This window comes from Edaphosphingomonas haloaromaticamans (assembly GCF_001853345.1).
GTDB lineage: Bacteria > Pseudomonadota > Alphaproteobacteria > Sphingomonadales > Sphingomonadaceae > Sphingomonas_E > Sphingomonas_E fennica.
In genome coordinates this window covers 318,234-335,518 of the sequence record NZ_MIPT01000001.1, presented here as the reverse complement: position 1 = coordinate 335,518, position 17,285 = coordinate 318,234, and the positions used below count along the sequence as shown (strand labels likewise).

The window sequence follows — 17,285 nt, the reverse complement described above, 5'->3', positions numbered from 1 at the left end:
TTCTCGGCCGTTACGCCACCTTCTTGCCGGCGACGATGCCCAGCACGACGAACAGCAGGAACAGGGCGATGGCCACGACGAACAGGATCTTGGCGATGCCGACGAACGCGCCGCCGATCCCGCCAAAGCCCAGCAACCCCAGAATCGCGCCCAACACCAGGAAGATCAGCGCCCATTTCAGCATCTATTTTCTCCCAACGGCTTCATGCGTGAACAACGCCGGCTGAATCAGCCCGTTCCATCATCGTGGAAGGATTATCCTGATCCTTTTGCCGATATCTCCGCGGAATCCCTCTCTCGCGGAAGGCGCAAGAACCCATGAAGGTTACAATAAATACACATATATTATCAGGCGAATCCGATCACCTCTCCGGATTCACCGATGAATCACCGAAAGACTACGTATAGTCATTTCACACACTCAACGAACGATGCGTGAAATGAGTCGGCGGATTTTACATAGTCGATTCCACCGGAATCGGATTATCCTTGAAATACAGATATTCACCATGTTGGCACGCGCCATGCATCTATGTCGTCGGTTTCGACAGGAGAAGCGCCGTGTTGAAGAAAGCTTTGCTTACACTTGCCGCCTGCACCGCCGTTGCGCTGCCCGCGCACGCAGCCATCGTCGTATCCAGCGTGCCCGGATCGGATCCCTATGCGGGGCCGGCGCCGACCTATAATTTCGACAGCCCGACGGCGGCCTGGGACGGATCGGTCTTCTTCGATTCGCTCAGCGGCCATCGCGCCCAGCCCTTCGGCAGCACCGGCGGCTATGCCTCGGTCGGCGCCGATCCGGATGGCGGCGTGTCGCCCGGCACGCTCGACGTGACGGGTCCCAACGCGATCCTTTCGCTGAGCTTCATCTGGGGTTCGATCGACGACTACAACCAGGTCGAGTTCCAGGACGCGCTGGGTAATGTGCTGGCGACCTTCACGGGCGGCTCCGACGGCATCGCGCCTGCCGACGGCAACCAGACGAGCGCCGATTCGAACCGGCTGGTGACGTTCACCATCACCGGCGACGATCGCACGAACCTGGCCAAGCTGGTCTTCACCTCGGGCGGCCAGAATGCGTTCGAGTTCGACAATGTCTTCATCGAACGCCTTCTTCCCCAGAACAATCCGGTTCCCGAACCGGCGACCTGGGCGATGATGATCGCGGGCTTCGGGCTGATCGGCGCGTCCATGCGTATCCGGCGGACGCGGGTGTTCTTCGCCTGATCCTTTCGAATATCGCGCGAGAAAAGCGCCGTCGGTCAGGGGGCCGGCGGCGCTTTTTCTATTTCATCTTCGATATGTGCAGGATCGGCGGGGGCTCATGACCGCAGCGCCGATATCCTCCAGGATGGAAAGCTAATCCGGGCGGCGCCGGCCTCTCGCCGCCGCCAAGAAAAAGGGCGGGCCGCCATGGCAGCCCACCCCTTCCGCCGGTGAACCGGTTGACCGGAAGGCCGGTCAGGCGCCCTGGCTGGCCTCGAACAGGAACCAGGCGCGGCGTTCGGCGCGGTCGGTCCAGTCGTCGAGCACGCCGCTGGTCGCATTGTCCTTGGCGGCATCGACGATATCCTTCGCCTCGTGGAGCTTCTCCACCAGCTTCAGATTGTCGTCGCGCAGCTCGCGCAGCATATCGCCTGCGGGCACGAAATCGGCGTCATTATCCTTGATCGACTGGAGGCGCGCGATGTGGCCGATCGAACGCAACGTGGTGCCGCCCGTCTTGCGGATGCGCTCGGCAATCTCGTCGGTCGTGCCGAGAATATCGGTCGCCTGATCGTCCAGCATCAGGTGATAATCCCGGAAATGCGGGCCGGAGACGTGCCAATGGAAATTCTTGGTCTTGAGGTACAGCGCGAAGCTGTCCGCCAGAATCGCATTCAGCGCATCCGCGACATTGCTCACCTGATTGCTCGCCAGGTCGGTCGGGGTCGCGAGCTTGGGCTTGGCCTTGGGCGTCTTCGCCATGAATGTCCTCCTATTGGGCGGATGAGTTTATCGATTCGCGTCTCTAACGATCAAGATAGGAAAAGGTGGCAGGCGATGCCCGCTTTTTCGCGCGGCATTTCTTCGATCAATCTGATCGGAAGGGCAGGAAAAGCAAGGGCGATCAATGCGCCGCCCCCCAGCTTTGGCCGGTGCCGATCTCCACGCCCAGGGGCACGCTGAGCCTGACCGCCGGCTCCGCCGCGCCCGCCATCACCGCGCGGATGACCGCGCTCGCGGCATCGACATCCTCGGGCGGCAGCTCGAACACCAGTTCGTCGTGCACCTGCAGCAGCATGCGCACCTGTTCCAGCCCCGCCGCGTTGAGCGCCGGCCCCATGCGCGCCATCGCCCGCTTGATGATGTCGGCGCTGGTGCCCTGGATCGGCGCGTTGATCGCCTGCCGCTCGGCCGCCTGCCGCTCGCCCTGCTTGGCCGAACGGATGCCCGGCAGATGCGTCTTGCGGCCGAAGAGCGTGGTCACATAGCCCTTGTCGCGCACGGCGGTGAGCGTTTCGGCGATATAGTCGCGGATGCCGGGGAAGCGATCGAAATAGCGGTTGATCATCGCCTGCGCCTCCGCCCGGTCGACGCCCAGCCGGCCGGCGAGGCCGAAGGCGGAGATGCCGTAGAGGATCGAGAAGTTGATCGTCTTGGCCCGGCCGCGCGTATCGCGGTTGACCTCGCCGAACAGTTCCTGCGCGGTGAGCGCGTGGATGTCCTGCCCGTCGGCGAAGGCGGCCTTGAGCTGGGGCACGTCCGCCATGTGCGCGGCGAGCCGCAGCTCGATCTGCGAATAATCGGCCGACAGCAGCACATAGCCCTTGTCCGCCACGAAGGCGTCGCGGATGCGGCGGCCGATATCGGTGCGGATCGGGATGTTCTGGAGGTTGGGATCGGTGGAGGACAGCCGCCCCGTCTGCGCCACCGCCAGGCTGAAGCTGGTATGGACCCGGCCGGACGCGGGATTGATCTGGGCCTGCAGCGCATCGGTATAGGTGGACTTCAGCTTCGAAAGCTGCCGCCAGTCGAGCACCTTGGTGGCGATTTCCACGCCGTCCTCGGCCAGCCGCTCCATCTCGTTCACGTCGGTCGAATAGACGCCGGACTTGCCCTTGCGCCCGCCCTTCAGGCCCAGCCGGTCGAACAGCACCTCGCCCAGCTGCTTGGGGCTGCCGATGGTGAAGGGGCCGCCGGCGAGCGCGTGGATCTCGCCCTCCAGCACGGCGATGCGGGTGGCGAATTCGCCGGAAAGCCGGGCCAGCTCCTCGCGGTCGACGCGGATGCCGGCCATCTCCATTTCGGCCACGACCGGCACCAGCGGCCGATCGACCAGCTCATAGACGCGCGTCGCCTCCTCCCGCGCCAGCCGGGGCTTCAGCTTCCGCCAGAGCCGCAGCGTGACGTCCGCATCCTCGGCGGCATAGGCCGTGGCGCGATCGAGCTGCACCTTGTCGAAGCTGATCTGGCTCTTGCCCGTGCCGCAGACATCCTTGAACGCGATCGGGGCGTGGCCGAAATGGGCGACCGAAAGCTCGTCCATGCCATGCCCGCGCAGGCCGGCGTCGAGATCGTAGCTGAGCAGCATCGTATCGTCATAGGGCGCGACATCGATGCCGTTGCGGCGGAACATGATCAGATCATATTTCAGATTCTGGCCGATCTTGAGCACGCCCGGATGCTCGAGCACGGTGCGGAGCCTCTCCAGCACCAGCGCGCGCGGCAACTGGGGCGGCACCTCGCTCAGCAGCCCATCGCCGCGATGGCCGATCGGGATGTAGCAGGCCCTGCCCGGATCGACCGAGAGGCTGATGCCGACCAGCTCGGCACGGATGCAATCGATGTCGTCCGTCTCGGTATCGACCGCGACCGCGCCGGCGGCGATCGCGGCGGCGATCCAGCGATCCAGCGCCTCTTCCGTCACCACCGTTTCATAGGCGGCATGATCGAAGGCGGGCTGCTCCGCCGCCTCGGGCGCGGCCGGCCGGGCGGTGGCCGGCGCCGTCACCGGCGGCAGCGCGGCGGCGGGCGGACGATAATCATTGCCGCCGCCATCGACCTTCAGCAGCAGCGACTTGAAGCCCTGATCCTCGAGGAAGGCGCGCAGCGGCTCCGGCGGCAAGCCCTTGAGCGCGAGATCGTCGAGCGGCTCGGGCAGCGGAGCATCGCATTTCAGGCGGACCAGCTCGCGGCTCATCCGGGCGTTGGCGGCGTGATCGATCAGCGACTGCTTGAGCTTGGGCTTGCGGATCTCCTCCACCGAGGCGAGCACGGTTTCCACGTCGCCATATTGCTGGATGAGCTGGGCGGCCGTCTTCGGCCCGATGCCGGGGACGCCGGGGACGTTATCGACGCTGTCGCCCATCAGCGCCAGCACGTCGCCGAGCTGTTCGGGCGGCACGCCCCATTTCTCGATCACCTCCTCGCGGCCGATGCGCTTGTTGGCCATGGTATCGAGCATGTCGACGCCGGGGCGGACGAGCTGCATCAGATCCTTGTCCGACGAGACGATCGTCGTCGCCCAGCCGGCGGCCTGCGCGGCCTCGACATAGCAGGCGATGATGTCGTCCGCCTCCAGCCCCTCGGTCTCGATGCAGGGGACGGAGAAGGCGCGGGTGGCGACGCGGATCAGCGGGAATTGCGGGATCAGATCCTCGGGCGGGGGCGGGCGGTTCGCCTTGTAGCCGTCATACATCTCGTTGCGGAACGTGCGGGACGAGGCATCGAGGATGACGGCGAGATGGGTCGGCCCATCGGCCTTGTGGAGATCGTTGACCAGCTTCCACAGCATCGTCGTGAAGCCGTAGACGGCGCCGGCCGGAACGCCGTGGCGATTGGTGAGCGGCGGCAGCCGGTGATAGGCGCGGAAGATATAGCCCGAGCCGTCGACGAGATAGAGGTGGTTGGAAGCCATGGCCAATCGTCTAGCCCAAGCCGGCCGCGCCATCCACCGTCATCGCGCAGCGGAGAGGCCGTCGGGGAGGCCGAAAATCCTGCCTAAAATTTAAGCGAAGTTGAGGAAGTTGAGGATTGTGAGCGGTTTTGCCACCTCCCCCGCAAGGGGCCGTGATCGATCGTGAGAAAGAGCCGGAAATGGCGGATTCCGGCCATTTCCGCTTCCGTTCATAGCATCGCGGTGGGGCTGTAGGACAGCGGCGAGCGCAACCGGCGCGGGCGGGCAGCGTGACGCTGGGCTGGCTCGGATCACGCCGCGGACGGACATCTCGCCTCCGGCCTCGTCACCCCCGAGCCGGGAAGCCGGGGAAGAAGCCTTCGTTCTTTCTCCTCTCCCTGGAAGGGAGAGGCTGGGGTGGGTTCCGCCGGGGCAGTCGGCGGCCCTAGCAGGGATCGCCTCAGCCACGCCTTCGGGATCCTGGCTCGGCATCCCCCCTTCGCTTGCGCCGCCATCGCTTGTCGCACGATGGACCCTGAAACGAGTTCAGGGTGACGATTCCTTCGTGTCGCCCAACTCCCATCCTCTCGATGGCCGTTGGCTCCGGACCGATGGCCCCAACCCGGAAAGACCCGCTTCGGCAGCGCGGCAGACCGCACCGCCGTCGCTACCCGACGGGATCACGGCACCAAAATCGTGTCCTGCGCGTCGATCAGCGTGTCGGGATAGTCGAGCGTGTAGTGGAGGCCGCGGCTTTCCTTGCGGCGGAGGGCGGAGCGGATGATGAGTTCGGCGACGTCGACGAGGTTGCGCAGCTCGATCAAGTCGGGGGTGACGCGGAAATTGCCGTAATATTCCTCCACCTCGCGGCGGAGCAGGCGGATGCGGTGGTGGGCGCGTTCCAGCCGCTTGGTGGTGCGGACGATGCCGACATAATCCCACATGAAGCGGCGGATCTCGCGCCAATTATGCTGGACGATCACTTCCTCGTCCGAATCGGAGACGCGGCTTTCGTCCCACGGGCGGATCGGCGGCGGCGCCGGCAGATCATCCCAGTGGCGCATGATATGGCCGGCCGCCGCCTCGCCGAAGACGAGGCATTCGAGGAGCGAGTTGGAGGCGAGGCGATTGGCGCCGTGCAGGCCCGACTGCGTCACCTCCCCCGCCGCATAGAGGCCGGGCAGATCGGTGCGGCCCTTGAGGTCCACCACCACGCCGCCGCAGGTATAATGCTGCGCGGGCACCACCGGGATGGGCTGGGTGGTGATATCGATGCCGAGGCCGATCAGCTTGGTATAGATGTTGGGGAAATGTTCGCGCACGAAATCGGCCGGCATGTGGCTGATGTCGAGGTGGACATAATCGAGGCCGAGGCGCTTGATCTCATGATCGATGGCGCGCGCCACGATATCGCGCGGCGCCAGTTCGGCGCGCGGATCGAAATCGGGCATGAAGCGGTGGCCGGTCGTCGGGATCTTCAGATGGCCGCCCTCGCCGCGCACCGCCTCGGTAATCAGGAAGTTCTTGACCTCCAGATTGTAGAGGCAGGTCGGGTGGAACTGCATGAATTCCATGTTCGAAACCCGCGCGCCCGCGCGCCAAGCCATGGCGATGCCGTCCCCCGTGGCCCCCCTGGGCGCGGTGGAATAGAGATAGGCGCGGCCAGCGCCGCCGGTGGCGAGGATGGTCGCGCGGCCGGTGAACAGCTCCACCCGGCCGTTGCGCCGGTTGAGCGCATAGACGCCCCAGACATGGCCTTCGCCCGAATAACGCTGGCCGTGCCGCCCGGTGGCGAGATCGATCGCCACCATATCGGGCACGAGGGTGATGTTGGGATGATCGCGCGCCGCATCCTCCAGCGCCTGCTGCACCGCCCAGCCGGTCGCATCGTCGACATGGACGATGCGGCGGTGGCTGTGCCCGCCCTCGCGCGTCAGGTGCCAGCGTTCGGATTCGCCGGGGTTGAAGGGCACGCCCAGCGCCGCCAGCCGCTCGATCGCGGCGGGCGCGTTCTCCACGACATATTCCACGGTCGCGCGGTTGTTGAGGCCCGCGCCGGCGATCATCGTATCCTCGACATGGGCGTCGAACGTGTCGCCCGGTTCCAGCACGGCGGCGATGCCGCCCTGGGCGTGCGCGGTCGACCCTTCCGAAAGCGCGCCCTTGGCGAGGACCGCCACGCGGTGGCTGGGCGCGAGGTTGAGCGCGGCCGTCAATCCCGCGGCGCCGGAGCCGATGATGACGACATCGAAAGCGTGGTTCTGATCGGTCAAGGCAATGCTCTCTTCCCGCCCGCCGCGGCGCGGGCGGCCTTGCGGGGGTCAGCCGTTCACAGCCCGGGTGAGGTTGAGGAAGACGTCCTCCAGATCGGCCTCGCGGGTCGAGACGTCGACGATGCCGAGGCCTTCGCCCTGCAGCGCCGCCAGCACGCCGCCGGCGTTCAGGCGATCCTTGTTATAGGTGATGACGACGGTGCGTTCGCCCTTCAGCTCGATCTTGTCGAAGAAGGGCGAGGACGGGACCGTCGCGAGATCGCGATCGACCGTGACCTCGACCACCTTTTCCCGCGCCATGCCGACGAGCTTGCGCGTCGGTTCGTTGGCGATGAGCTGGCCGTGGTTGATGATCGCGATGCGATCGCACAGTTCCTCGGCCTCCTCGAGATAATGGGTGGTGAGGACGACGGTGACGCCGCCGCGGTTGAGTTCGCGCACATAGGCCCAGAGCTGCTGGCGCAATTCCACGTCCACGCCGGCGGTCGGCTCGTCCAGCACCAGCACGGGCGGCGAATGGACCATCGCCTTGGCAACCAGCAGCCGCCGCTTCATGCCGCCCGAAAGCGAGCGGGCATAGGCATTGGCCTTGTCGTCGAGATGGACGGCGCGCAGCAGCTCCATCGAGCGGCGCTGGCTTTTCGGCACGCCATAGAGGCCGGCCTGGTTCTCCAGCGTTTCCAGCGGGGTGAAGAAGGGATCGAACACGATCTCCTGCGGCACGATGCCGATCGATCCCTTGGCGTTGCGCGCGTCGCGATCGATGTCGAAGCCCCAGATCTCGGCGGTGCCCGAGGTCTTGTTCACCATGCCCGACAGGATGTTGATCAGGGTGGACTTGCCCGCGCCATTGGGGCCGAGCAGGCCGAAAATCTGGCCGCGCGGCACATCGAAGCTGACGCCCTTCAGCGCCTGCTTGCCGCCGGCATAGGTTTTGGCGAGATCGATGATGCGGATGGCGGCTTCGGTCATGCCGGGGCTTTAGCCGGCCGGAGCCGGGCGCGCAAAGGGAGTCGGCGATTCGGGTGCCAGGCGGATGGACCCGGGGCCTTCGCGGCCTTTTCCCAAGCATCCCGCTAACCATGTTCCTTCACACGATGTTTACCCGCGCGCGCGCAGATGGGCCGCATGTTTCACCAGCTCCACCTCCGCCGATCGCGCCGCGCGCTTGCCGCCGCCGCCATGCTGGCCGCGATGCTGGCGACGCTGACCACCGTGCACCCCGCCCGCGCGGCCACCGTTCCGGCGCATCAGACCGCTTGAACCGCGGCCCACGGCTGCGCTAGGGGGAAATTCATGTTGCCGCCGCCCGAATCCGTCCGCGTCTCCACCGCCCGCGTCGCCTGCGACGGGGCTTCCGACATTCCCGGCGGGGCCGCGCTCGGCCATCCGCGCGTGTGGATCGAGATCGACGAGAAGGGCTATGCCGATTGCGGCTATTGCGACCGCCGCTTCATCCTGATCGGCGGCCCGGCCGATAAAGGCACCGGCACCGGCACCGGCCACTGATCCTCCCTTCGACTTTGCCGGGGACATGCCTATATCGGGGGGCATGAGCATCTTCCCCGATCCCCGCCGCTTCCTCTATCGCGACAATGCGCTGGACCCCGATGGCGCGCTGCGCCTGACGGCGGACGCGCTGAAGGGTTGCGACGACGGGGAGCTCTACCTGCAATATGCCGCGTCCGAGAGCTTCGGCTTCGACGACGGCCGGCTGAAGACCGCCGATTTCAACACGCAGGCGGGATTCGGCCTGCGCGGCGTTTCGGGCGAGACCACCGCCTTCGCCCACGCCAACGAGATCAGCGAGGCGGCGATCCGCCGCGCGGCCGAGACGATGACCCTGCTCGATCCGGCCAAGGGCGCCAGGGCCGCGCCGCCGCGCCGCACCAACGCCGCGCTCTACACCGCCGAAAATCCGCTGAACCTGGTGCCCTTCGCGAAGAAGGTGGCGTTGTGCCAGCAGATCGACGCGGCGGCCCGCGCCCGCGACCCGCGCGTGGCGCAGGTGACGGTGGCGCTTTCGGGATCGTGGAGCGTGGTGGAGATCGTCCGGCCCGACGGCTTCGTCGCGCATGACGTGCGGCCGCTCGTGCGCCTCAACGTCTCGATCGTGGCCGAACAGAACGGGCGGCGCGAGAGCGGCTTCTTCGGGCTGGGCGGCCGTTATCTCTATGACGACCTGTTCGCCGAGGCGAACTGGAACCGGGCGATCGACGCGGCGCTGGCCCAGGCGCTCGTCAACCTCGAATCGGTGCCGGCGCCGGCCGGCGAGATGACGGTGGTGTGCGGCCCCGGCTGGCCCGGCGTGCTGCTGCACGAGGCGATCGGCCATGGGCTGGAGGGCGATTTCAACCGCAAGGGCAGCTCCGCCTTCTCCGGCCGGATCGGCGAGCGGGTGGCGGCGCCCGGCGTCACCGTGGTGGACGACGGATCGATCGCCGGGCGGCGCGGATCGCTCACCATCGACGACGAAGGCACGCCCACCCAGCGCAACGTGCTGATCGAGGACGGCATCCTCGTCGGCTATATGCAGGACCGGCTGAACGCCCGGCTGATGAGCGTGCCCGCCACCGGCAACGGCCGGCGCGAAAGCTTCGCCCATGCGCCGATGCCGCGCATGACCAACACCTTCATGCTGGGCGGCAGGGACGACCCGGCCGGCATCATCGCCGGCGTGAAGAACGGCATCTACGCCACCAGCTTCGGCGGCGGGCAGGTGGACATCACCTCGGGCAAGTTCGTCTTCTCCTGCACCGAGGCCTATCGCATCGAGAACGGCCGCATCGGCGCGCCGATCAAGGGCGCCACCCTGATCGGCGACGGGCCTTCCGTGCTGACCAAGGTGCGCGCCATCGGCAACGACATGGCGCTGGACGAGGGCATCGGCATCTGCGGCAAGGGCGGCCAATCGGTGCCGGCGGGCGTGGGCCAGCCGACGCTGCTGATCGAGGGGCTCACCGTAGGCGGAACGGCGGCCTGACCATGCCGGCGATGATCACCGTCGCCAGCTACAACATCCACAAGGCGGTCGGCACCGACAGACGGCGCGATCCGGCCCGCATCCTGAACGTGCTGCACGAGATCGACGCCGATATCGTGGCGCTGCAGGAAGCGGACCTGCGTTTCGGATCGCGCACCTCGGCGATCCCGGTGGACATGATCGCCGAGCATAGCGGCTACAAGCCCGTCGATTACGATATCCGCCCCGGCGGCATCGGCTGGCACGGCAATGCGATATTGGTGAAGCGCCATGTGGAGATCGTCGCCCACGCGCCGATCCACCTGCCGGTGATCGAGCCGCGCGGCGCGGTGTGGGCAGACCTCAGCGTCCATGGCCGGCCGATCCGGGTGGTGGGCATGCACCTCGATCTTTCGGGGCTGTGGCGGCGGCGGCAGGTGCGCTCCATCCTGGCCCAGCTTGCCGAGCGCGCGCCGCAGCCGACGGTGATGATGGGCGACCTCAACGAATGGGCGAAGACCGGCGGCTGCCTTGCCGAATTCGCCGCCGGCGGCTTCCGCACGCTGGACACGGGCCGCAGCTTCCACAGCCGCCGCCCGCTCGCCAGCCTGGACCGCATCCTGATCGACCGGCAGTTCACGCCGCGCGACTGCGGCGTGCACCGTTCGGCCCGGTCCTCGGCCGCGTCCGATCACCTGCCGATCTGGGCGCGGCTTTCCATCTGATCCGTCAGCCTCGGCCTGACGCGGAGCGTCTTTCGGGGAGCGGCGATTCCAAATCCGTCATTCCCGCGCAGGGCATCCATGGAAGGCGGCTGGCCCGATTGAGTCGATAGCACCCGACACAATGGATTAGCTGCGCTGGGGATTAGCTGCGCTGGCCTATGGCTCCCGCCTGTGCGGGAATGACGGATTTGGGGCTATGTCGGTGGGGCGTTTCTACTCCACGCGAAAGCGAGGCGCCGGCTTCGTCCCGACACCGGTCCTCCGCGCTGCCTAACCTTTCGCTTTCTCCGCCCGCTTGCGTTCGGCCGCCTCGTCATAGCCGGAGGAGGGCGCCGGGTCCTTGCCCTTGGCGGGCTGGGTGAGCGAGGGCGCATCGGAGGTGGGGAAGCTTTCGTCGAGCGCCACGTCCAGCTTGGCGTCCTCGTCCGATGGATCGCGGCGCAGGCGCCGGTCGTCGCTCGCATCGTGCGCGGTCCTGATCTTGGTGGTGGGATAGTCATCCGTGCTCGGCTTGCCGCCATGTGCGTCCATCATCCGATCCTCTCGGCCATTCGTGTTGGAGAGCACGGCCCCGGCTCGTATCGGGGCCGATCCGGAGGCCCGCATTCCGGCCTCTCGTTTAGACAAAAACGCGCGGCGACAGGGGCATGTTCCGCCGGTGCAACCGGGGCGTTCAACCTGAACTTTCGATGAACGTAGGGCCGGGTTCGACGGACGGCGGCGACACGCCACTCCCGATTAAGGCAGGGAGCGTTATAGATGGACGATGCATAACGATCACGACGAGTCTTCCAAGGTCCAGATCAGCCACCGCGTCGCCCTGCTCTCCATCGTCGGCTTCTGGCTTTTCTATTTCACGATCATAACGCTGCGCGGTGCCGGGCTGGGTTACGACCATCAGGTGGTGATGCTCGGCTATCGCGCCGTCGTCACCCTGATCAGCATGGGGATCACCTTCCTCGTCTACCTGATCCTGCGGCGGGTGGTGGGCCGTTCGCTGAAGCATGCGATCGCGGCGGCGGCGCTGCTCGCGGTGCCGGCGGCGCTGACCTATGCGACGGTCAACTGGATCGCGTTCGAGCATCTCGACCGCCATTTCCCCAGCAAGCATGATCGCAAGACCACCAAGGTCATCATCGAGAAGGGCGAGGCCCCGCCCGCGCCGGCCGCGCCGCCCGCCTTGCCCGGCGGCGTGATGGCACCGCCCGCCCCGCCGTCGCCGCCCGCGCCATCGGCCAGCCGCCAGGTGACCATCCAGGTGGGCGGCGACGAAGAGGACATGACCGACGAGGAAAAGAAGCCGATCATGGTGATCGCCGATCAGGGGGCGAACGGTTTCTTCTTCTTCTCCTGCTGGGCCGCCCTCTATCTCGCGCTCTGCTATGCCGCCGCCGTGCGCGGGGCGGAGCGCGAGACGGCGAGCTTCCGCGCCGCCGCCCAATCGGCCGAACTGCGCGCGCTGCGCTATCAGGTGAACCCGCATTTCCTGTTCAACACGCTCAACTCCCTCTCCTCGCTGGTGATGACCGACAAGAAGGCCGAGGCCGAGCGGATGATCATGAACCTTTCCACCTTCTTCCGCACCAGCCTGACCGGCGACCCGACCGAGGATGTGCCGCTTTACGAGGAGATCCGGCTGCAGCGCCTCTATCTGGACATAGAGGCGGTGCGCTTCCCGGACAGGCTGAAGGTGGAGGTGGAGGTGCCCGATCCGCTGCGCACCGCCTGCGTGCCGGGCCTCATCCTCCAGCCGCTGGTCGAGAATGCCGTCAAATATGGGGTTTCGCGTGCGCGCCGTCCGGTTACGATCCGCATCAAGGCCCGCGAGGATTCGGACGGGCTGGTGCTGACGGTGGAGGATGATGGGGACCCGATGCCGGAAAATGAGATGAACGGCGGCACGGGCGTGGGCCTGCGCAACGTGCGCGAACGGCTGGCCGCCCGCTTCGGCAGCGACAGCAGCTGCCGCTGGGGGCCGCTGCCGGGCGGCGGCTTCGCCGTAACCCTGTTCCTGCCGCTATCGCGCCATGGCTGCTGATACCGCGCCCGAACGCGCGCTTCGCACGCTGATCGTCGATGACGAGCCGCTGGCGATCGAGCGGCTGCAGATCCTCTGCGCCCAGACCGACGGTATCGACCTTGTCGGCACGGCCAGCGACGGCGAGGCCGCGCTGCGGCTGGTGGAGGCGCTGAAGCCGGACCTGCTGCTGTGCGACATCGCCATGCCGGGGCTGGACGGCATGGGCGTGGCGCAGGCGCTGGAAAAACAGGCGGACCGGCCGGCGATCATCTTCTGCACCGCCTTCGACCAGTTCGCCGTCGCCGCCTTCGACGTGGCGGCGGTCGATTATCTGCTGAAGCCGGTCTCTGGCGAGCGCCTGAGCAAGGCCGTCGCCCGCGTGCACGAGAAACTGCGCCAGCCGCCGACGGAAAAGCCGCAGCCGACCGGCTGGACCGAGGAATTCTGGGTGCCGCACCGATCGGAGATGATCCGCGTCGCCGCCGCCGATATCGACCGGATCGAGGCGGAGCGCGATTATATGCGGCTGCATATCGGCCAGCGCAGCTTCCTGCTGCACCAGACGATCAGCGAGCTGGAACGGCGCCTGGACCCCAACCGCTTCATCCGCCTGCACCGATCGACCATCGTCCGCCGCGATCATATCGCCAAGCTGCGCCACGACGGGCTGGGCGTGTGGCATGCCGACCTGGCCGACGGCACCGAGGTGCGGATCGGCCGCACCTATCTGCAGGCCGCCAAGGCGATCACGGGGCGCTGAGGGCCGGTTTCCAGCCGGCACGGGCCCATGAATAAGCGCCCCCGGGGCAAGGGAACCCCGGGGGCGCATCGCAGACGCCGTGGAAGGGACTGATTTCCAGTTCTGCGCCGGCGATATTCCGTGTGACGGGCCGATCAGCGGGCCGGCGTCTTCACCGTGACATCGTTGCTGGCATAGCCCTGCTTGGACCGGGCGGCGGCAACCGCGAACTGGACCCGGCCATTGGCTTCGTTCATCGCCGTGCGGGCGCATTTGCGCGACTGGGCAATTTCGGTGAGCGTCTGCGAGTCACCGACGCCGCAGACATTGGCGACGGCCCGGCGGACGCGGCTGTCGAGGGCGGCGACGCCGTCGCTCGAGTTCAGATCCAGATCGCCGTAGCGGACGACGGCGGTGCGGGGTTCGCTCTGGGCGGAGGCGGGAGCCGCCAGCAGCGTCGCGGAAGCAACCACGGCACCAAGACTGCCTAAAAGAGCGGAGCGGGTGAAACGCGTGAACATGGTAACTCTCCTTCGAACCGATACAGGGCCTTTCGGCCGGATTTGCGATCCTGTTGGAGACGGTGAACGGACTGCCCCGTCGCCATGCATTTTCCCTACGGAAAGCTGGCTTCGCACGCATTACAGGTTCGACCGGAGCGCCCCTTCGCTCTACCAATTCCCCGCGATTGCGACGAACATGCAAAAGCCACCGACGAACGACCTGAACGCGGGCGGCGAGGGGTGACGGCGGCCTTCCCCGCGATTCGATTCGGGCGGAAGCCTGCGGGCATCCGCCGCTTTCCCCTTCAACCGGCGGGCATCCGCGCCTAGGATAGGCAGGATGAAATATCTGCACACCATGATCCGCGTGTCCGACCCGGACGCGACCATCCGCTTCTTCGAGCTGCTGGGCCTCAGGGAAGTGAACCGCATGGAAAATGACGCGGGACGCTACACCCTGATCTTCCTCGCCGCGCCGGGCGACGAGGAGGCCCAGGTCGAGCTGACCCACAATTGGGACGAGAAAGGCGGCTATGATGGCGGCCGCAATTTCGGCCACCTCGCCTATCGCGTCGACAATATCTACGAGACCTGCCAGCGGCTGATGGAGGCCGGCGTGACGATCAACCGCCCGCCGCGCGACGGCCACATGGCCTTCGTCCGCACGCCGGACAATATCTCGATCGAGCTGCTCCAGGACGGCCATCTGCCGCCGCAGGAGCCCTGGGCCTCGATGCCCAATACGGGGACATGGTAACCCGCGCCTCCTTCCTGAAACGATTGGGGTCCGCCCACCCCATATTGCTGGCGCCCATGGCGGGCGCCGGCGGGGTGGGCCTGGCGGCGGGCGCCATGGCGGGCGGCGCGGTGGGCACCCTGCCCTGCGCCATGCTGTCCCCCGGCGCGCTGCGCAGCCAGTATAGCGAATTGCGCGCGCGGGCCGCCGGCCCGATCAACCTCAACTTCTTCTGCCACCGGCTGGGCACCGAGCCAGACGACAGCGCGTGGCGGGCGCTGCTGGAGCCCTTCTACGCCGAATTCCATGTCGGCCCGCCCACCACGCCGCCGCCGCTGCGCGCGCCGTTCGACGCCGCGATGGCCGATCTGGTGGAGGAATTGCGCCCCGAGATCGTCAGCTTCCACTTCGGCCTGCCCGATCCCCCGCTGATGGACCGCGCGCGCGGCGCCGGCGCGCTGATCCTGGCGAGCGCCACCAGCGTGGCCGAGGCGCGCTGGCTGGCGGCGCACGGCGTGGACGCGGTGATCGCGCAAGGCTGGGAAGCCGGCGGCCATGCGGGCCGCTTCCTGGGCGAGGACCCGGCGGCGCAGATGGGGCTGATGGCGCTGGTGCCGCAGGTCGTCGACGCGGTCGACGTGCCGGTGATCGCGGCGGGCGGCATCGCCGACGGCCGGGGCATCGCCGCCGCCCTGCTGCTGGGCGCGAGCGCGGTGCAGATCGGCAGCGCCTATCTCCACTGCCCGGAAAGCCTGATCCATGAGCCGCACCGCGACCTGCTGGCGAGCGAGGCGGCCGAGCATAGCCTTTTCACCAACCTGTTCAGCGGCGGCCTCGCCCGCGGCATTCCCAACCGGCTGATGAAGGCGCTGGGCCCGATCCGCGAGGAGGCGCCGCGCTTCCCTTATGCCTCCACGGCGCTGGCGCGGCTGCGCACCGCCGATCCCGAGGGCTTCGGCCCCTGCTGGGCGGGGCAGTCGGCGCGGATCGGCCGGCCGCTGCCGGCAAGGACGCTGACCGAGCATCTCGCGGCGGATGCGCTTGCGCTGCTCGGCCGGACCGATACAGGCTGGCAGCTATGATCGAAATCGCCCGCATCCCCGTGCTGACCGACAATTATGTCTGGCTGGTCCATGACGGCGAAAGCAAGGAGACGGCGGCGATCGACCCCGCCGTCGCCGGGCCCGTGCTCGCCGCCGCCGAGGCGCGGGGCTGGCGGATCACGCAGATCTGGAACACCCACTGGCATCCCGACCACACCGGCGGCAATGCGGAGATCAGGCAGGCCACGGGCTGCACCGTCACCGGCCCGGCGGCCGAGGCGGAACGCATCCCGACGCTCGACCGGCTGGTGGCGGAAGGGGATGTCGTCCATCTCGGCGGCCATGCCGCGCGGGTGATCGACGTGCCGGCCCATACGGCGGGCCATATCGCCTATCTGATGCCGGCGGCGAAGGCCGCGTTCGTGGGCGACACGCTGTTCGCCATGGGCTGCGGCCGGCTGTTCGAGGGCACGGCGGCCGAGATGTTCGCCAACATGCGCAAGCTGGAGGCGCTGCCGGACGACACCGCCGTCTATTGCGCGCACGAATATACCCAGTCCAACGGACGCTACGCGCTGGCGGCGGAACCGGGCAATGAAGCGATCGCCCGGCGCATGGCCGAAGTCGATGCCCTGCGCGCCCGGGGCGAGGCGACCGTGCCAACCACCATCGCGCTGGAACGCGCCACCAACCCCTTCATGCGGGCCGCATCGATCGAGGAGCTGGCCGAACGCCGCGCCGCCAAGGATTCGTTCCGGGGCTGAGGGCTTGTCAGCGCCGCACCGGCCCGCTCCCCCACCGGCTGCCCAACGGCAGTATCTTAATGGGCGGCCGGGTGGGGGNGCGGGCCGGTGCCGCCGAAATCCGGCGAAAGCCGGATTTTCAAAACAGCCAGCCCAGCCCATGCTATGATGCGCGCCATCAGGGGATGGGATCCGGGAGACAGACCAATGCGCAACCTCCATCTTGTCGCCGCCCTGGCCGCATCCATGACGATCGGCGGCTGCGCCTATGCCGCCGACAGCAAGGCCGACGCCCCATTGAGCGAAGCCGCCCAGAAGGCGCTTGCCGGCTATGAGCCCGTCGGCACGGCGAACTGCATCCCGCTGAGCCAGGTGCGCAGCAGCCGGATCATCGATCCGACCGCGATCATCTACGAGATCACGTCCAACCGGCTTTATGTGAACCAGCCCGCCGGCGGACGCTGCACCGGGCTGCGCAAGGACCGCGCGCTCGTCACCCGCATCACCACGGGCAATCTGTGCAACCTCGATCTCGTCACCGTGATCGATCCGCCCTCGCCGATCCAATATGGCGCCTGCCCGCTCGGCACCTTCACCGAATATCGCAAGAAACAATGATATTCGGCCAAGCGAGGCATTGACGCCACGATTGTTGCGTTGCA

At 67.2% G+C, this 17,285-nt stretch carries 18 protein-coding genes; 11 read left to right on the top strand and 7 right to left on the bottom strand.

Annotated features, from left to right (window positions below):
- Window positions 1-10 precede the first annotated feature (10 nt).
- A complete protein-coding gene (locus BHE75_RS01560) occupies window positions 11-184 on the bottom strand; it encodes a DUF1328 family protein (protein ID WP_015458983.1) in 174 nt (57 codons plus the stop codon).
- Between the two features lie 377 nt (window positions 185-561).
- Between BHE75_RS01560 and BHE75_RS24810 the strand changes: the two genes are divergently transcribed.
- Window positions 562-1,227: an Npun_F0296 family exosortase-dependent surface protein gene (locus tag BHE75_RS24810; RefSeq protein ID WP_170112601.1), complete on the top strand. Its 666-nt coding sequence runs from the start codon at window positions 562-564 to the stop codon at window positions 1,225-1,227.
- 234 nt (window positions 1,228-1,461) lie between these two features.
- Here the strand turns inward: BHE75_RS24810 and BHE75_RS01550 are convergent, their stop codons facing one another.
- The 4 genes from BHE75_RS01550 to BHE75_RS01535 all read right to left on the bottom strand — a co-directional run bounded on the left by BHE75_RS01550 (window position 1,462) and on the right by BHE75_RS01535 (window position 8,124).
- Window positions 1,462-1,968, bottom strand: a complete 507-nt coding sequence (locus BHE75_RS01550) for a Dps family protein (RefSeq protein WP_015458981.1) — start codon at window positions 1,966-1,968, stop codon at window positions 1,462-1,464.
- A 142-nt stretch (window positions 1,969-2,110) separates the two neighbouring features.
- Window positions 2,111-4,900: a DNA polymerase I gene (gene polA / locus BHE75_RS01545; RefSeq protein ID WP_070931928.1), complete on the bottom strand. Its 2,790-nt coding sequence runs from the start codon at window positions 4,898-4,900 to the stop codon at window positions 2,111-2,113.
- Window positions 4,901-5,559: 659 nt separating this feature from the next.
- Complete coding sequence (nadB, locus tag BHE75_RS01540) at window positions 5,560-7,152, bottom strand: L-aspartate oxidase (RefSeq protein WP_015458979.1); 1,593 nt, start codon at window positions 7,150-7,152, stop codon at window positions 5,560-5,562.
- A 48-nt stretch (window positions 7,153-7,200) separates the two neighbouring features.
- Complete coding sequence (locus BHE75_RS01535) at window positions 7,201-8,124, bottom strand: ABC transporter ATP-binding protein (protein ID WP_015458978.1); 924 nt, start codon at window positions 8,122-8,124, stop codon at window positions 7,201-7,203.
- A gap of 156 nt (window positions 8,125-8,280) precedes the next feature.
- Here BHE75_RS01535 and BHE75_RS25150 point away from each other — a divergent pair, with 156 nt between their 5' ends.
- The 4 genes from BHE75_RS25150 to BHE75_RS01520 are packed head-to-tail and all read left to right on the top strand — an operon-like array spanning window position 8,281 to window position 10,839.
- The gene (locus BHE75_RS25150) at window positions 8,281-8,415 is read left to right on the top strand and encodes a hypothetical protein (protein ID WP_302622695.1); all 135 of its coding nucleotides are present in this window, start codon (window positions 8,281-8,283) and stop codon (window positions 8,413-8,415) included.
- Window positions 8,416-8,448: 33 nt separating this feature from the next.
- On the top strand, window positions 8,449-8,661 hold the full coding sequence (locus tag BHE75_RS01530) for a zinc-finger domain-containing protein (RefSeq protein WP_070931926.1): 213 nt from the start codon (window positions 8,449-8,451) through the stop codon (window positions 8,659-8,661).
- 43 nt (window positions 8,662-8,704) lie between these two features.
- Window positions 8,705-10,135, top strand: coding sequence for a metalloprotease TldD (gene tldD, locus BHE75_RS01525; RefSeq protein ID WP_070931924.1), 1,431 nt, complete (start codon window positions 8,705-8,707; stop codon window positions 10,133-10,135).
- An 11-nt stretch (window positions 10,136-10,146) separates the two neighbouring features.
- The gene (locus tag BHE75_RS01520) at window positions 10,147-10,839 is read left to right on the top strand and encodes an endonuclease/exonuclease/phosphatase family protein (protein WP_070931922.1); all 693 of its coding nucleotides are present in this window, start codon (window positions 10,147-10,149) and stop codon (window positions 10,837-10,839) included.
- Window positions 10,840-11,109: 270 nt separating this feature from the next.
- On the opposite strand, the gene BHE75_RS01515 is transcribed toward BHE75_RS01520, so the two are convergent.
- Window positions 11,110-11,370 (bottom strand): hypothetical protein, encoded by a 261-nt coding sequence (locus tag BHE75_RS01515; protein ID WP_015458974.1) that lies wholly within the window; start codon window positions 11,368-11,370, stop codon window positions 11,110-11,112.
- A gap of 235 nt (window positions 11,371-11,605) precedes the next feature.
- Here BHE75_RS01515 and BHE75_RS01510 point away from each other — a divergent pair, with 235 nt between their 5' ends.
- Window positions 11,606-12,877, top strand: a complete 1,272-nt coding sequence (locus tag BHE75_RS01510; protein WP_015458973.1) for a sensor histidine kinase — start codon at window positions 11,606-11,608, stop codon at window positions 12,875-12,877.
- Window positions 12,867-13,619 carry a LytR/AlgR family response regulator transcription factor gene (locus BHE75_RS01505; RefSeq protein WP_015458972.1) on the top strand — a complete coding sequence of 251 codons (753 nt, stop codon included), beginning with the start codon at window positions 12,867-12,869 and terminating at the stop codon, window positions 13,617-13,619. The genes BHE75_RS01510 and BHE75_RS01505 overlap by 11 nt, the downstream gene beginning before the upstream one ends.
- 134 nt (window positions 13,620-13,753) lie before the next feature.
- Here the strand turns inward: BHE75_RS01505 and BHE75_RS01500 are convergent, their stop codons facing one another.
- Window positions 13,754-14,119: a UrcA family protein gene (locus tag BHE75_RS01500; protein ID WP_015458971.1), complete on the bottom strand. Its 366-nt coding sequence runs from the start codon at window positions 14,117-14,119 to the stop codon at window positions 13,754-13,756.
- A gap of 322 nt (window positions 14,120-14,441) precedes the next feature.
- Between BHE75_RS01500 and BHE75_RS01495 the strand changes: the two genes are divergently transcribed.
- From BHE75_RS01495 to BHE75_RS01480, 4 genes are all read left to right on the top strand, one after another.
- Window positions 14,442-14,858 (top strand): VOC family protein, encoded by a 417-nt coding sequence (locus tag BHE75_RS01495; protein ID WP_070931920.1) that lies wholly within the window; start codon window positions 14,442-14,444, stop codon window positions 14,856-14,858.
- Window positions 14,852-15,919: an NAD(P)H-dependent flavin oxidoreductase gene (locus BHE75_RS01490; RefSeq protein WP_070931918.1), complete on the top strand. Its 1,068-nt coding sequence runs from the start codon at window positions 14,852-14,854 to the stop codon at window positions 15,917-15,919. The genes BHE75_RS01495 and BHE75_RS01490 overlap by 7 nt, the downstream gene beginning before the upstream one ends.
- Window positions 15,916-16,644, top strand: a complete 729-nt coding sequence (gene gloB / locus BHE75_RS01485) for a hydroxyacylglutathione hydrolase (protein WP_070931916.1) — start codon at window positions 15,916-15,918, stop codon at window positions 16,642-16,644. The genes BHE75_RS01490 and gloB overlap by 4 nt, the downstream gene beginning before the upstream one ends.
- Window positions 16,645-16,830: 186 nt before the next feature.
- Entirely contained in the window at window positions 16,831-17,241 is a 411-nt protein-coding gene (locus BHE75_RS01480) for a hypothetical protein (protein WP_015458967.1), read from the top strand.
- Window positions 17,242-17,285: the final 44 nt, after the last annotated feature.

Bases quoted from the DNA above. Each gene is read 5' to 3' on its own strand.
- BHE75_RS01560 (WP_015458983.1), bottom strand. From the start codon at position 184: ATGCTGAAATGGGCGCTGATCTTCCTGGTGTTGGGCGCGATTCTGGGG.
- BHE75_RS01550 (WP_015458981.1), bottom strand. From the start codon at position 1,968: ATGGCGAAGACGCCCAAGGCCAAGCCCAAGCTCGCGACCCCGACCGAC.
- polA (WP_070931928.1), bottom strand. From the start codon at position 4,900: ATGGCTTCCAACCACCTCTATCTCGTCGACGGCTCGGGCTATATCTTC.
- BHE75_RS01535 (WP_015458978.1), bottom strand. From the start codon at position 8,124: ATGACCGAAGCCGCCATCCGCATCATCGATCTCGCCAAAACCTATGCC.
- BHE75_RS25150 (WP_302622695.1), top strand. From the start codon at position 8,281: ATGTTTCACCAGCTCCACCTCCGCCGATCGCGCCGCGCGCTTGCCGCC.
- BHE75_RS01530 (WP_070931926.1), top strand. From the start codon at position 8,449: ATGTTGCCGCCGCCCGAATCCGTCCGCGTCTCCACCGCCCGCGTCGCC.
- tldD (WP_070931924.1), top strand. From the start codon at position 8,705: ATGAGCATCTTCCCCGATCCCCGCCGCTTCCTCTATCGCGACAATGCG.
- BHE75_RS01520 (WP_070931922.1), top strand. From the start codon at position 10,147: ATGATCACCGTCGCCAGCTACAACATCCACAAGGCGGTCGGCACCGAC.
- BHE75_RS01515 (WP_015458974.1), bottom strand. From the start codon at position 11,370: ATGGACGCACATGGCGGCAAGCCGAGCACGGATGACTATCCCACCACC.
- BHE75_RS01510 (WP_015458973.1), top strand. From the start codon at position 11,606: ATGCATAACGATCACGACGAGTCTTCCAAGGTCCAGATCAGCCACCGC.
- BHE75_RS01505 (WP_015458972.1), top strand. From the start codon at position 12,867: ATGGCTGCTGATACCGCGCCCGAACGCGCGCTTCGCACGCTGATCGTC.
- BHE75_RS01500 (WP_015458971.1), bottom strand. From the start codon at position 14,119: ATGTTCACGCGTTTCACCCGCTCCGCTCTTTTAGGCAGTCTTGGTGCC.
- BHE75_RS01495 (WP_070931920.1), top strand. From the start codon at position 14,442: ATGAAATATCTGCACACCATGATCCGCGTGTCCGACCCGGACGCGACC.
- BHE75_RS01490 (WP_070931918.1), top strand. From the start codon at position 14,852: ATGGTAACCCGCGCCTCCTTCCTGAAACGATTGGGGTCCGCCCACCCC.
- gloB (WP_070931916.1), top strand. From the start codon at position 15,916: ATGATCGAAATCGCCCGCATCCCCGTGCTGACCGACAATTATGTCTGG.
- BHE75_RS01480 (WP_015458967.1), top strand. From the start codon at position 16,831: ATGCGCAACCTCCATCTTGTCGCCGCCCTGGCCGCATCCATGACGATC.